At 53.8% G+C, this 12,879-nt stretch carries 13 protein-coding genes; 7 read left to right on the top strand and 6 right to left on the bottom strand.

From position 1 onward, the window contains the following. Nucleotides 1-99: 99 nt before the first annotated feature. Nucleotides 100-327 carry a hypothetical protein gene (locus tag HNV11_RS06835; RefSeq protein WP_171738963.1) on the bottom strand — a complete coding sequence of 76 codons (228 nt, stop codon included), beginning with the start codon at nt 325-327 and terminating at the stop codon, nt 100-102. A 606-nt stretch (nt 328-933) separates the two neighbouring features. Here HNV11_RS06835 and HNV11_RS06830 point away from each other — a divergent pair. The 4 genes from HNV11_RS06830 (at nt 934) to HNV11_RS06815 (ending at nt 5,431) form a co-directional block, all read left to right on the top strand. After that, complete coding sequence (locus HNV11_RS06830) at nt 934-1,956, top strand: bile acid:sodium symporter family protein (RefSeq protein WP_171738962.1); 1,023 nt, start codon at nt 934-936, stop codon at nt 1,954-1,956. Between the two features lie 113 nt (nt 1,957-2,069). Then, nucleotides 2,070-2,465 carry a hypothetical protein gene (locus HNV11_RS06825; RefSeq protein WP_171738961.1) on the top strand — a complete coding sequence of 132 codons (396 nt, stop codon included), beginning with the start codon at nt 2,070-2,072 and terminating at the stop codon, nt 2,463-2,465. A gap of 110 nt (nt 2,466-2,575) precedes the next feature. Then, a complete protein-coding gene (locus tag HNV11_RS06820) occupies nt 2,576-4,006 on the top strand; it encodes a GH1 family beta-glucosidase (RefSeq protein ID WP_240163811.1) in 1,431 nt (476 codons plus the stop codon). A gap of 141 nt (nt 4,007-4,147) precedes the next feature. Beyond that, nucleotides 4,148-5,431, top strand: a complete 1,284-nt coding sequence (locus tag HNV11_RS06815) for an acetyl-CoA hydrolase/transferase family protein (protein ID WP_171738960.1) — start codon at nt 4,148-4,150, stop codon at nt 5,429-5,431. Between the two features lie 8 nt (nt 5,432-5,439). Here the strand turns inward: HNV11_RS06815 and HNV11_RS06810 are convergent, their stop codons facing one another. Together HNV11_RS06810 and HNV11_RS06805 are read right to left on the bottom strand one after the other, a co-directional pair. Further along, entirely contained in the window at nt 5,440-5,958 is a 519-nt protein-coding gene (locus HNV11_RS06810; RefSeq protein ID WP_171738959.1) for a GNAT family N-acetyltransferase, read from the bottom strand. 159 nt (nt 5,959-6,117) lie between these two features. Continuing rightward, nucleotides 6,118-7,008, bottom strand: coding sequence for a sugar phosphate isomerase/epimerase family protein (locus HNV11_RS06805; RefSeq protein WP_171738958.1), 891 nt, complete (start codon nt 7,006-7,008; stop codon nt 6,118-6,120). Nucleotides 7,009-7,171: 163 nt separating this feature from the next. Here HNV11_RS06805 and HNV11_RS06800 point away from each other — a divergent pair, with 163 nt between their 5' ends. Further along, on the top strand, nt 7,172-8,674 hold the full coding sequence (locus HNV11_RS06800; protein WP_171738957.1) for a Gfo/Idh/MocA family protein: 1,503 nt from the start codon (nt 7,172-7,174) through the stop codon (nt 8,672-8,674). Between the two features lie 200 nt (nt 8,675-8,874). Here HNV11_RS06800 and HNV11_RS06795 read toward each other — a convergent pair whose 3' ends face one another. Beyond that, nucleotides 8,875-9,282: a hypothetical protein gene (locus HNV11_RS06795; protein ID WP_171738956.1), complete on the bottom strand. Its 408-nt coding sequence runs from the start codon at nt 9,280-9,282 to the stop codon at nt 8,875-8,877. An 80-nt stretch (nt 9,283-9,362) separates the two neighbouring features. Next, nucleotides 9,363-10,508 carry an FG-GAP repeat domain-containing protein gene (locus HNV11_RS06790; RefSeq protein ID WP_171738955.1) on the bottom strand — a complete coding sequence of 382 codons (1,146 nt, stop codon included), beginning with the start codon at nt 10,506-10,508 and terminating at the stop codon, nt 9,363-9,365. Between the two features lie 234 nt (nt 10,509-10,742). On the opposite strand from HNV11_RS06790, the gene HNV11_RS06785 reads away from it, so the two are divergent. Further along, complete coding sequence (locus HNV11_RS06785) at nt 10,743-11,768, top strand: glycoside hydrolase family 113 (RefSeq protein WP_171738954.1); 1,026 nt, start codon at nt 10,743-10,745, stop codon at nt 11,766-11,768. 1 nt (nt 11,769) lies between these two features. After that, the gene (locus HNV11_RS06780) at nt 11,770-12,612 is read left to right on the top strand and encodes a hypothetical protein (RefSeq protein WP_171738953.1); all 843 of its coding nucleotides are present in this window, start codon (nt 11,770-11,772) and stop codon (nt 12,610-12,612) included. A 4-nt stretch (nt 12,613-12,616) separates the two neighbouring features. Here HNV11_RS06780 and HNV11_RS06775 read toward each other — a convergent pair whose 3' ends face one another. Next, entirely contained in the window at nt 12,617-12,850 is a 234-nt protein-coding gene (locus HNV11_RS06775; RefSeq protein ID WP_171738952.1) for a hypothetical protein, read from the bottom strand. Nucleotides 12,851-12,879 lie beyond the last annotated feature (29 nt).

Raw genomic sequence — 12,879 nt, 5'->3', positions numbered from 1 at the left:
TCACAATTTTCACCTAAACTGTAGATTATTAAAAGCAGATACGTGTAATTTTTCTGCCTGTCGGCAACCTGTTTATTTCTTACTATTTTTATCCGGTACTTAACGTTGTGAACGCATCATCAGAGTCACAACACCACTAACGTTTTTAACTTTTGCAAAGTCAATTAACGCGTTTCTAAGGTCGTCGGGTGTGGTAGCGGCAATATGCAGAACCACCCCAAAACCAAGCTGGCTCCCCACAATCAGCTGCTTAGCGTTGCCCAACGAAATCCAGAGGCTCTCCTCCTTTACGTTCTTCCCTTCGATTAAAACCAAGCTTTCCACCATAATCGTGTTGGTTAAGCGTTTCGATAATAACATCAGACTTTATCGATCTAACAAAATAACATACTTTGATAGCACCACCATTTTCATCTGCGGTCAATACATTTAATCGAGCAGGAATAGTTACGTTAAAACAGCTCTGGTGTGAACAGCAACGACAGTACCCTTAGCCGGGTGAACTTCGTTAAATTTATTACCTTCAGGCAGCATCAGATTGCCACTTCAAGAAGTAGCGACGCCCTGATTTAGCCAGGCAGAAACTAACTTTAATCAGAAATTAGCCCATAGCTAACTTCGCTTTAAAGGTATACGAGTTACCGTTTGGAGATAGTTACTTTTGATTAACCGGTAAAAACAAATGAACAACCGGTCAAGTCGATAATTCAGGGGATTCTATTAATGCTTGCGTTACATTACGATTAAATTTCTCGATCAGTCCTTTTGCGTATTTTTTGTTTTACGGCCAGTCTCTCCAAAGGCCATTTCAGCACGATCGTGCTGAGCAGCCTCACTCCTGTTTCCGAACCTTTCTGTGGAATCGGACGCACCAGGGTACTGTCTGCCTGATCGGTTCAAACGAAAAGATGCCTTGCCGGGTTAACTGTCCATATGGCAAAAACGTCGTTACGTTCGCTACTGGCCCGGGTTGGGCTCGACTGGTTTATTCTGGCGTTACTCGCCATGATCGGTTTAGCCCGTATCTGGCCGGAGCCGGGTGTTCAGGAAGGGCCGCTGTCTTTGTCCGCGCTGGCCAACTACGGCGTTTCCCTGATCTTTTTCTTTTATGGGCTGCGGCTGAATTTCAGCCAGCTACGGGCCGGCCTGCGTAATTACCGGCTGCACCTGGTTATTCACCTGACAACCTTCATCGTTTTCCCGGCCGTAGTGCTGACGGCCCGCTCGTTCCTGATGACGCCGGATACCACCCTGCTCTGGCTGGGAATTTATTACGTAGCTGCCCTGCCCTCAACGGTTTCTTCCTCAGTCGTGATGGTGTCTATTGCCGAAGGCAACATTCCGGCGGCTATCTTCAACGCCAGCATTTCCAGCCTGATTGGCGTATTCATTACGCCCCTGTGGATGAGTTTTCTTCTGGCCAGTCGTGGCGGAGAGTACGACCTCAGCAGCGTGATCGGCAAGCTGACGCTACAGGTTATCGCTCCGGTCGTGCTGGGGCTTCTGCTCAACCGGCGACTGGGCTGGTTCGCCGAAAAAAACCGGACCGCCCTGCGCTATTTCGACCAGGTTGTCATTCTGCTCATTGTCTACACGGCCTTCTGCGAGTCGTTTACGCTGAACCTGTTCCGGGATTATTCCGTCGGCGATCTGCTGGCGCTGGCAGGCCTGATGCTGGGGCTGTTCTTTCTGATTTTTGGCTTCGTTACGCTGGTGAGCCGCCTGCTGACGTTCAACCGCGAAGACCGTATCACGGCGCTGTTCTGCGGCTCCAAGAAATCGCTGGTGCAGGGCAGCGTTATGGCGAACGTTCTGTTTCCTGGCAGCCTTGCTGGCGTGGCCTTACTCCCAATCATGATGTACCATGCCCTTCAGCTCATAGTCGCCAGCATCCTGGCGCAGGCGATGGCGCATCGGCAACGGAAAGCGTCAGAGACGGTTCAACAGCGTGTCTAGCCCGTTCGGAAAGCGGAATCCGGCATTCCGCCAGAAGGTCCTACAGGCCGGTTAAACGCAGCCTCCCCAAAAGCTTCTAACGGTCAGTTAAACGTAATAAAAACGAACTGATCATGAACAAGTCACTCATTGCCGCCTTTGCTTTATTGACCCTGACCGCCGGAGGAGCCATGGCTCAACGCGTTTATTCGGCTCCTTATGATAATCGCCCACCGCAGTACGGCTCCCGCTACGATAATGATCAGTTCCAGGATGAACTGAAAATCGAGCGGCTCGACGCAATTGTTGGGTTGTCGAACCGCCAGGAGCGCGAACTACACCGCATCGAAGACCAGTATGACCAGCAGATGGCCAGAACGCGTACGACGCCCGCCGGTTACCGCCAGCTGCAGCAGCAGAAACAGCAGGCCATGCTGTCGGTCCTGACCCGAAAACAGCGCGAGCGTCTGTTCGCCCAGCAGCAATACAACCAGCGTAATCGCCACACGCCCTACGGTCGCCGGGGCTAGTTTATTCAGCGTTCAGGCAACATTCCCCAATCCGGTGAGTTATTCTCCCGGATTGGGGAATTTGTTTTGCTGCCGAACGTCGGCGTTTGACGTTACATCTGTCAAGTATCTTGTCTGCCAGCTTATCCACGCAATTGTCCGGCCTTCCGGATATACATCGCTATGACTTCGGCCCGGACTTTATCTGGGGAACCGCCACGGCCGCTTATCAGATCGAGGGTGCCGTTGACCGCGACGGGCGCAGTCCGTCGGTCTGGGATACGTTCTGCCACCAGAAAGGCCGGATAAAAACCGGCGAACATGCCGACATTGCCTGCGAGTTCTACGACCGATACGAGTCGGACCTCCGGCTGCACAAGGCTATGGGGCTCGATCATTTCCGGTTCTCTATCTCATGGTCGCGCGTTCTGCCGGACGGCACTGGTCCCGATCAGGGCGGGCGCATCAACGAAGCCGGACTCGCCTTTTACGACCGACTCATTGATCATTGCCTTTCGCTCGGCCTTACGCCCTGGATTACGTTGTATCACTGGGACTTACCACAGGCGCTCGAAAACCGGGGTGGCTGGCCCAACCGCCAGATTGTAGACTGGTTTGCGGGCTTCGTGGACGTCTGCACAAAGGCGTTTGGCCATAAAGTCAGGCATTGGATAATCCTCAATGAACCCCTGGCGTTTTCCGTCCTGGGCTATTTTACGGGTCAGCATGCACCCGGCCGACGCAGCTTCCGAAATCTGCTGCCCGTTATTCACCATACGGCACTGGCGCAGGCCGAGGGCGGACGAGTGGTTCGCCGGAACGTACCCAATGCGGTAGTCGGAACGACCTTTTCGTGCTCGCCCATCGATTCATTTACGGAGTCGGCCCGGGACCAGGCGGCTGCCCGGCGCGTGGACGCACTCATGAACCGGCTCTTTATCGAACCCGCCCTCGGCCTGGGTTACCCTACTCAGGAATTGCCCTTTCTGGAAGGTATTATGAAACGGGTGGCTAAACCCGGCGACAGCGAACGGCTGGCATTTGACTTCGACTTTATTGGGCTGCAACACTACTTCCGGGCGGTAGTTGAGCATTCCTATTTCATGCCGTATTTGTGGGCCAGAGATGTATCGCCCCTGCGCCGGGGTGTGCAGACCATCACCGAAATGGGTTGGGAAGTTTACCCGGAAAGTATGTACCGTATCATCCGGCAGTTCAGCCAGTATGAAGGCGTCCGGAAAATTCTTATCACCGAAAGCGGAGCTGCTTTTTACGATCAGGTCGAAAACGGGGCCGTCAACGACCTGGCGCGGATTGACTACCACCGGAGCTACCTGCAGAACATCTTGCGGGCTAAACAGGAAGGACTGCCCGTGGACGGATATTTTGTCTGGACTTTTCTGGATAACTTCGAATGGGCCGAAGGCTACCGGCCGCGTTTCGGGCTGGTTTATGTTGATTTCCGAACGCAGCAGCGGATCATCAAAGCGTCGGGGCGCTGGTTCCAGCAGATGCTGGCCGGGCAACTAGCCCATCAAAGCAAGTTACACAACCCCATCTAGAATGGTTCTTTTTCAAACCTCATCCGTACTCATTCGGTTGTCTAGCAAAAGTACCTATATATCCGATACAGTAACCAGGTTCTGCTGTTTCATTAATCCGTACAGGTTAGCGAAACAGCAGAATCTCGCTTTTTATATCCTATGCCAGCCATACTACCGCTTACCACACCCGAACAAGCCGTTTCCGCCATCCAGTCGGGCAACCGCGTATTCATTCATAGCGTTGCTCAGACGCCCCATGTTCTGATTCGGGCCATGGTAGCGCGAGCTTCCGAACTGAAAGACGTCGAAGTCTGCCATATTCATACCGAGGGGCCCCTGCCCTATCTGGAGGAGCAATACCGCGACTCGTTCCGGCCAAACTCATTTTTTATTGGGGCCAACATGCGCAAGCAGTTGAATCAGGGCATTGGCGATTACGTGCCTGTCTTTCTGAGCGAAGTGCCTCTGCTGTTCCAGCGGAATGTGCTGCCGGTCGACGTAGCGCTTATTCAGGTGTCGCCACCCGATGCGCATGGCTACTGCTCCCTCGGCCCCTCGGTTGACGTATCGCTGGCGGCCATCCGGTCGGCCAAATACGTTATCGCCCAGATCAATCCGCGCGTGCCCCGTACGCACGGCGACGGGCTGATTCCGGCCAGTATGCTCCACGCGGCCGTGGAAGTCGATGAGCCGATCTACGAGGTGCTTCCGGGTGAAATCAGCGCAGAAGACCGCAAAATCGGACAGTACGTAGCGAGTCTGGTTGAGGACGGCGCTACGCTGCAATTGGGTATCGGCGGCATTCCGAACGCTACGCTGGCCGAGCTGATTCATCACAAAGGACTGGGCATTCATACCGAGATGTTTTCCGATGGCGTCATCGACCTCGTGGAGCGGGGCGTTATCACCGGCGAACACAAAACCGTCTTACCCTACCGGATCGTGTCGGCCTTTGTCATGGGCAGTCAGCGGGTCTATGATTTCATCGACGACAATCCCGGCGTAGCCATGAAGCAGGCCAGCTACACCAACGATACGTCCATCATCCGACGTAATCCGAAAGTAACGGCCATCAACTCCGCCATTGAGATTGACCTGACCGGGCAGGTCTGCGCCGACACCATCGGCACGTATCAATATTCCGGCGTGGGCGGCCAGATGGATTTCGTGCGGGGCGCGTCGCTGTCGGAAGGGGGCAAGCCTATCATTGCGCTGCCGTCCGTAACGGGCAAAGGGCTGAGCAAGATTGTTTCTTTTCTGAAAGAAGGCGCTGGCGTAACGACCACCCGCGCCCACGTGCATTACATCGTTACGGAATATGGCATCGCCGACCTCTACGGCCAAAACCTTCGTCAGCGTGCCCGTGCGCTCATCAACATTGCGCATCCCGACCACCGCGACGAACTGGAGCGGCAGGCCTTCGAACGGTTTGGGCAGATATAGGGAAACCGTTAAACGCCTGCGATACAGGCATACAAAGCCTGGTCTATTATTTGACCGTCTTTGATCGCACTGCGTCGCATGATTCCTTCACATTGGTAGCCTGCTTTTTCGAGCACTTTAATCGAAGCCGGATTGCGCAGAAAGGGAACGGCGTAAAGGCGGGTTAACTCAAACTCACTGAAGACGTAGCGGGTAAAGGCTTTTAACGCGGCCGTGATTATGCCCCTGCCCCAATAGGTTTGCCCTAACCAGTAACCCACTTCGGCGGAGCAACGCTCAATGTCGTCATGGAGCACTAAGCCTATGGCTCCTACGGCCTCCCCCTCAACCGTGATAGCAAAGCCCGTTTCTGGATAAGCCCCCACTACAGACTCAATCCATTGTTGAGCATCGGCTTGCGTATAGGGGTGGGGAAAGCGATCGCGCAGGTTTAGCCAGACCTCTCTGTTGTTGGCGTGTTTAGGCAGAGTCTGTTCATCGTCCCGTTGCCAGGAACGGATAACACAAAGATCACAGTCAATATACATAGCCGTACCAGTTAGGTTTTACGTATAATGCTACTTCTCCTCCGGAGTATCTGATGACGAAAACCTTTCTGTTCATATACGTAGCTATAAACCGTATTTACAACTAATACAAACGCCCGGCGGGATAATCTTCCCGCCGGGCGTTTGTAGGGCTCATCTTTATACTCTCAGTTTCTGAACGTTCTTGTAGCTGATGGCAATGGACTCCAGGGGCGGCAGCTTGCAGACGTCCTGCTCGACGAAGTAATGGGTCATGCCCGCAATCTTTTTGGCGTCGAAGATGCGCTGGAAATCAATCGAGCCGGTTCCGACCGGCGCGAAGGCGCGTTCGGCTGTCTTTTCCATGTCTTTTACGTGCCAGAGCGGGAACCGGCCGGGGTGTTTCTTAAACAGCGCTACGGGGTCCTGCTTGGCAAAGGTTGCCCAGTACAGATCCAGTTCGAGCTTCACCAGGTTCGGGTCGGTGCCTTTCAGCAGCACATCATACGGCATCTGCCCGTCCAGCGACTGGAATTCAAAGTCGTGGTTATGGTAGCAGAACTGCATACCGGCAGCCTTGACCACCTCAGCCGATTTGTTGAAAAGGTCGGCAAACTGTTTGTAGTCGTCCAGCTTAGTCCGTTCGTTCGGAAACAGATAAGCGCAAACCATGTATTTCTGCCCGATAGCAGCGGCATCGTCAACGGCTCGTTTCCAGTCATTGGTAAGCGTTCCTTTAACAGTAGGCATCGTTTTGCCCGTCGTGTAGTGTCCGCTGGGAGCCGTCAGTCCCAGATTTTTCAGCAGAGCGGCAAATTCGGCGGGTGTCTTGCCGAAGAATTTACCGTCGGCATAACCGAACAGCTCCATCTCCTTGTAGCCAATGTCGGCCACTTTTTTGAGCGTTCCTTCCGGGTCTTTGGCCATCAGATCGCGCAGGGTGTACAATTGCAGGCCAACCTTCTTCGACGACTGCGCAAACGCGTCGAGGTTTGGCAGCAGAGCAGCCGAGGCTGCCAACGCGCCGAGTTTGAGAAACTGCTGGCGGGTCATTTTTTCTGACTGGTACATAGTCATATAGAGTGGGTTCGTTATATACAGACAAAGCGTCTGTTTCTTAAACGCATAAAGGTAGTAAAGTTAGAAAGCTGACGAACGTAAAAATCACACTACCTTTTGGGTAAATTTTTACCGACCTGCCTTTATCTATAAAAACCCCATTTTACATTTTATCATGAACCAGTCAGACAACTCAACGCCGACTCCCGATCCGGTGAACCCGACCACGACCCGTCGCGGTTTCATCCAGGCCGGGGCCTTAGCTACGGCGGGTTTCTTGATCGTCCCCCGACACGTGCTGGGCGGTAAAGGCTTCATTGCCCCAAGCGACAAACTCAACATCGCTGGCGTCGGCTTTGGGGGTAAAGGCTTTAGCGATACCAACAACTCCTACAACAACGGCGCCAACAACATGGTGGCACTGTGTGATGTAGACTGGGGGCTTCCCCGCGTGAAAGAGAACTTCACGAAACACCCGAACGCAAAACGCTACAAGGATTTCCGCGAAATGCTCGATAAGGAAGGCAAAACGATTGATGCCGTTACGGTATCGACGGCCGACCATACTCACGCGGTAGTCGCCATGGCCGCCATGCAGCGCGGCAAACACGTTTACGTGCAAAAGCCCCTGACGCACAACATCTACGAAGCGCGGATGCTCACCGAAGCCGCCCGGAAGCATAAGGTGGTAACCCAGATGGGCAACCAGGGGTCGTCCAACCCGCAGCAGAAGCAGATGGTCGACTGGTTCGACAAAGGGCTTATTGGCAACGTCCACACGGTTTACCTCTGGACGAACCGTCCCGTTTGGCCGCAGGGTATTCCGGTGCCGCAGCCAGCCGAAAATACACCCGTCGATCTGGACTGGGATCTGTGGCTCGGACCAGCGCAGAAAGTCGGCTATACGCCTGCCTACCACCCCTTCAAGTGGCGCGGCTGGTGGAACTTCGGCGCGGGCGCTCTGGGCGACATCGGCTGCCACATCATGGACGTTCCGTTCCGGGTGCTGGGACTGGGCTACCCGACGGAAGTGGAAACCAGCATCGGTCAGGTATTCCTGAAAGACTGGACGCCCGAGTACATTCCCGAAGGCTGCCCGCCGTCGTCGCACGTCGAGTTGTCGTTCCCGGCCTCGTCCAAGAACAAATCGGATGTCAAGATGGTCTGGCTCGATGGCGGTCTGCGTCCGTTCCGGCCGGAGATGCTGCCGGAAGGCGAACCCTTCCCCGAAAACGGTGAAAACGGCGTATTCCTGATTGGCGACAAAGGTCTGATTGCCTGCGGTATGTATGGCGACGATCCGAAGCTCTATACCAAGAGCGGCCAGAAAATGGAAGCGGCTCCGAAACCCAAGGGCGAAAACGGGAGAGGCATTCCGGAGAATGGTCACCAGGTGCTGTGGACTGAAGCCTGTAAAGCCGGTTTCAACAGCAAAGAGCACAAAGCCCTGACCTCGTCGTTCGACTTTGCCGGTCCGCTGACTGAATCGGTGCTGATGGGTAACCTGGCGATTCGCAGCTACACGCTCCGCTCACCCAAGGCCGACGGCAAAGGATTTACCTATCCAGGTCGTAAAAAGCTGGCGTGGGATGGCAAGAACATGAAGATCACCAACTTCGACCAAGCGAACCAGTTTGTTAAGCGTCAATACCGCGAGGGCTGGTCACTGACGGCCTAGTCTCTGATATTCTCAAAATGCAAAAACCGCCCCTAAGGCGGTTTTTGCATTTTACCTCAAGATCGCGATAACAAGCTCTAACGGGCCTTCTGCATAGGGATACACAGCCCGCATAAGGAGTCTTTCAGCTTCTGGATGACTTCCCGGACCAGACACAGGCAAGCGTCCGCAAAAACAGCAAGGCAGAAGTAAAAGATCCGTTACGATGCTCTCCGCATGAACAGCGACCGTGCTATCATTCGCAAACGCTCATGGGCAACGTAAGCCCAGATGAGCAGCATATACATCGAAAAATCCTGGTAGGAAACCGGCAGGGCGATGTTGTTAAGATAGTACCGGGTCGAGGTGAAGTCCAGGGTTGGGGTAAACCCCACCAGATTTTCATAACCCAGTATCAACGTCAGGCCGAGGGCATAAAACAGGTATTGCGGCTTGCGGAACGCCCACAGAATGCCCGCCAGCAAGGTGGCTCCAAAACCCAGATAATGCTGCCACGTAAGCGTTAAATCGGTGGTGGTGGCGACGTAGATCGAATAAACCTGTACGGCAATCAGGACAACCAGAATGAGGCCATAGCCGTAAAACTCCTTTAATTGAGCACGCTGCATAAATCAAGTAGTTACGTAAAGAGGAATAGATGAACAATAAAAATACGCTTTAAACTGCTTCGCAGATGGAGTAAGGCTAATTATTTTTTAAGCGTTCCCTGATTGAAAAAGACAAAAAGGCCATCTTTACCGGCGACTACGATGTCTTTTCGGCCGGTTTTGTGCAAATCAGCCACGGCGAAATAAATACCCGTTCCTTTACCAACGCCTGCCGGGCCGTAAGCGATATCGTGTTTGACGAACCGTTTTGCCGCCGTGTCCCACGTAAAGTAGTATAGCCCAACGGGGTCATAAGCGCCGGGGTCGCCATCGTTGTGCGCCCGGAATCGCTTGCCCGTGATAAGTTCGGGGCGGCCATCGCCGGTGATATCGAGCCATTCCAGGCAGTGATACTGCGAGTTCTTATCGTCGATCAGGTGCTTCGTCCAGGAACGCTGCCCGCCAGCCGTTCGATTCTGCTGATACCAGTGCAGCCCGTAGCCGTGCCCCTGCCCAACAATCAGGTCATTCAGTCGGTCGCCGTTTACGTCGGTTACGATGATGGGCACACTGGCCGTACCGAGTGCAAACTCTTTGTGCAGCTTCCAGGAGCCGTTCGTCCGGTCGGCGGGCGCTTCGAGCCAGCCGTCACTCACGATAAAATCCCCACGTCCATCGCCGTTGATATCGCCAAAGCCAAGGCCGTGGCCCTGCGTCGGCGCTACGTTGATCTGCTTAAACGTACCGGGGCTGGTGAGTTTGAAATACTTCAGCGGCTTATTGGGGTTGTTGGGTACGATTTCGGGCGGACCGTCGCCGTCTATGTCCCAGGAGCGGGTCGTTTCAACATTGCCGACGCCGGCAATGTCGTGGCTGGGCCAGCGGCTGTTACTGCCCGATGTCTTGCCGGGGTTTTCCAGCCAGCGCAGCGTGCCGTTGAACCAGCCGCCCGTCACAAAGTCCATCCGGCCATCGGCGTTTACGTCGAGCGGGATAGTCGAAAAATCATCGTAATACTGATCCTGACGCGCCTGGTTACCAATCAGGTGCCGACGCCGGAAGTGCGGGCCTTCGTACCAGAAATCGCCCGATACGATGTCGAGGGTATCGTTATTGTCAACATCGAACACGGCGACTGATTCATAACTTTCGGCGGCAACGAAATACTTACGAAACGCAGGCTCGGCTTTTTCATCCGAACCATTGCTGAGTAAGGCAAATACCAGGCAGAGAATAGAGTACTTCATACAGATCAGCAGGCAACGGAACGGCGTATCGATTCAGACGGGGTCAGAATCTCAGCGACGCATTAGGTGTTACTTCCCTGCAAAAAGTCACCGGCTGCGTTAACATACTGTCTGCCTATCCATTGCCAGTCGGGTTTAGTGTACCCTGAGCGCCGACAAACGGACTGCGCCCCGGCTTGCGGGTATAGCGAATGTGTTTTTCCCGTACCTTACCGGCACTGTAGAAAAGAGCAAATGATTAGCCGTATCGTCCTGTTTTTACTGGTGGTTTCGGGCTGCCAGACGTCTCTGCCCTTTCACTATACTGGCTCGCGGCTGAAAGGCGTCAACCTGGTGGCTCCTCCGCGCCAGCCCGATTCGTCGGCGTTGGCCCCGGTGCGGTCGGTGGGTGGCGAGTGGGTCGCCATTGTTCCGTATGGCTTCTGCCGAAAAGGCGATCCGCACTTCTTTTTCAGCGAAAACCGGAAAGAAAAACGCGACTGGCAATGGTGGGGCGAAACCACCGAGGGCGTTGCCGGCACCATCCGGATGGCGCGCAGGCAGGGCCTGAAAACGATGCTCAAGCCCCACGTCTGGATGCAGGGCGGCTCGCACCTCGACCTGGAGTTTACCCGCGAAGCCGACTGGCAAACCTTCGAGCACGACTACGCGCAATATGTCCTGCATTTCGCCCGGATAGCCGATTCGCTGGACGTCGATCTGTATTGCATTACGACTGAACTCGACCGCTTTGCCATTGCCCGGCCCGCGTTCTGGCGTCAGTTGATTGAGCAGGTGAAGCAGGTGTATAAGGGCAAGCTGACCTACGCAGCCAACTGGGACCGATACGAGCGGATTCCGTTCTGGAGCCAGCTCGATTACGTTGGCGTCGATGCTTACTTTCCGCTCTCGGAGGCCCGCGAACCCTCCGTTGAGGACTTAACCAAAGGCTGGGAACCGCACCTGAGCGCGCTGGAAGCCTTCAGCAGCCAGCTTCAGAAACCTATTCTGTTCACCGAGTTCGGTTACCGGGCCTGCGACCATGCCGCGCGTCGTCCCTGGGAATCCGAAACAGACTGTACGCCGAATCCGACTGCTCAAGCCAACGCGTACGCAGCCCTTACCCAGGCCGTCTGGCCGAAGCCCTGGTTCGCGGGTGGCTTTATCTGGAAGTGGTTCATAGACAACGATCTACGCCACCGCGAACGCGATCAGTATAGCCCGCAGGGGCGAATGGCCGAAAGTATACTGACGAAACAGTGGTCTAATCAAACCAGGTAATATGGTATTTACAAGCCTTTTACGTCTGCCGGTTCTGCGTATTGCCTTGACAATCCTGCTTCTATGGCCTCATTTTAGTAATGGGCAACCCGATTTCCGTATTCCCTATAAACGCTCACCGCTTATTTCGAGCGAAGCAGGCAAGCCTGTTAACGCAGCTACCTGGTACTTTCCCGCCGAACGGTTTATTGACAGCACGTATCAGATGGAACGCGTACCGAAGGAGCGCATTACACCATCCATGCGCACTGACCCTAAGTATACGGTAATGTTTGACACATTAATTCTTGAACGGCGTATCCAAACGCGCGTTGATACATTCAGGCTAAAGTGGTTCTCATATTATTTGTTTCGCCTTGGCGAGCCCGTCTTGTCTAACTATCCGTTGCCAAAAGAAGTGTATCGACTTACCTGGATTCGGTCGTTTCATCCGCCGGTTGTTGTGAGGCTGGAAAAAGAAGGTAATAAAGTGCAGTTGATTACTAAGGTACTGAGCCGCATTCCAGAACTTCCAGGCCATCGTTACATGGATCAGGCGGGTAACCTGCATATAACCGACACATCGGTTACGATACCTTTTCGGATTGATAGTCGCCGTCCAGTTTCATTAAATACGTTCAACCGGTTTCGCCAACTACTGCAGGAGCAAAATGCTTTGGCCATTTCTCCCTTAGGCTTTCGGAATTCGTTTGGTACGGATGGTTCCGAATGGATTCTGGAGACACACCGGCCCGATGGGTATTACTTCGTGGTTCGCTGGACACCTGAACCAACTGACCCCTTACGTGTTCTGGGCGATTATCTGCTGAATCTGAGTGATGCAAAAGATGAGAAACGATACTAATTATTCATAACTCATTCAGCAAGTCGGTTAGCGATCCTGGCTTTTTTTCACCCTGCTCGATCGCCTTGAGTTCCTGAACGGCTTCTTTTAATTCGGCAATGAGTTGCTCTTTGGAAGGCTCTTCATACTCATATTGCTCCAGGTCAGCGTACTGTTTTTTAAGTTCATTCCAATCCTGCATCGGAATAAAAACGCCTGCTGGTTGCCCGTTGCCGTCATGAATAATTTGCAAACTCATTGTCGTCAGATTTTTTCAAATATCGCCAT

Source organism: Spirosoma taeanense (assembly GCF_013127955.1).
Classification (GTDB): Bacteria; Bacteroidota; Bacteroidia; order Cytophagales; family Spirosomataceae; genus Spirosoma; species Spirosoma taeanense.
Note: the sequence above shows the minus strand (reverse complement) of the source record. Positions and strands in the feature narration are given on the sequence as shown.

Excerpts from the sequence above, each read along its gene's own strand:
- HNV11_RS06835 (WP_171738963.1), bottom strand. The coding sequence starts at position 327 with ATGGTGGAAAGCTTGGTTTTAATCGAAGGGAAGAACGTAAAGGAGGAG.
- HNV11_RS06830 (WP_171738962.1), top strand. The coding sequence starts at position 934 with ATGGCAAAAACGTCGTTACGTTCGCTACTGGCCCGGGTTGGGCTCGAC.
- HNV11_RS06825 (WP_171738961.1), top strand. The coding sequence starts at position 2,070 with ATGAACAAGTCACTCATTGCCGCCTTTGCTTTATTGACCCTGACCGCC.
- HNV11_RS06815 (WP_171738960.1), top strand. The coding sequence starts at position 4,148 with ATGCCAGCCATACTACCGCTTACCACACCCGAACAAGCCGTTTCCGCC.
- HNV11_RS06810 (WP_171738959.1), bottom strand. The coding sequence starts at position 5,958 with ATGTATATTGACTGTGATCTTTGTGTTATCCGTTCCTGGCAACGGGAC.
- HNV11_RS06805 (WP_171738958.1), bottom strand. The coding sequence starts at position 7,008 with ATGTACCAGTCAGAAAAAATGACCCGCCAGCAGTTTCTCAAACTCGGC.
- HNV11_RS06800 (WP_171738957.1), top strand. The coding sequence starts at position 7,172 with ATGAACCAGTCAGACAACTCAACGCCGACTCCCGATCCGGTGAACCCG.
- HNV11_RS06795 (WP_171738956.1), bottom strand. The coding sequence starts at position 9,282 with ATGCAGCGTGCTCAATTAAAGGAGTTTTACGGCTATGGCCTCATTCTG.
- HNV11_RS06790 (WP_171738955.1), bottom strand. The coding sequence starts at position 10,508 with ATGAAGTACTCTATTCTCTGCCTGGTATTTGCCTTACTCAGCAATGGT.
- HNV11_RS06785 (WP_171738954.1), top strand. The coding sequence starts at position 10,743 with ATGATTAGCCGTATCGTCCTGTTTTTACTGGTGGTTTCGGGCTGCCAG.
- HNV11_RS06780 (WP_171738953.1), top strand. The coding sequence starts at position 11,770 with ATGGTATTTACAAGCCTTTTACGTCTGCCGGTTCTGCGTATTGCCTTG.
- HNV11_RS06775 (WP_171738952.1), bottom strand. The coding sequence starts at position 12,850 with ATGAGTTTGCAAATTATTCATGACGGCAACGGGCAACCAGCAGGCGTT.